This is a genomic window from Aquirufa sp. A-Brett2-15D (assembly GCF_054558735.1).
The window spans coordinates 1-389 of the sequence record NZ_JBSKFT010000017.1; the positions used below are offsets into that span (position 1 = coordinate 1).

The 389-nt window shown below is 40.4% G+C and carries 1 pseudogene; it reads left to right on the forward strand.

Going from position 1 to position 389, the window contains the following annotated elements:
• Positions 1–389 (forward strand): annotated as a pseudogene (locus ACST14_RS10955) (hypothetical protein); the annotation flags it as partial.

Genomic DNA, 389 nt, shown 5'->3' on the forward strand with positions numbered 1-389 from the left:
CTTTACTACACGAACTCGGGTAAGGAGAATACAGCCTTAGGATATTATAGTTTATTTAATAATCAATCTGGATCGGGCTCAGTTGCTTTAGGTTTCCAGTCGATGATGAATTACACGAATAGTTATACTGGAGGAACTACGTCTACCTATAACACGGCGGTGGGATATCAATCCTTGATGGGACCTGCTGGTTCGATAGCCTCGAATTCGAATACGTATAATACGGCAGTGGGATATCAGTCGATGTACAACACGGTGAGTGGAGGTCAAAACGTAGGATTAGGTATCCAGACTTTGTTTAGTAATAACAATGGATATTATAATAATGCGATTGGTTATCAAACGATGTATTCAAATACGAGTGGACAGATGAACGATGCGCATGGTTA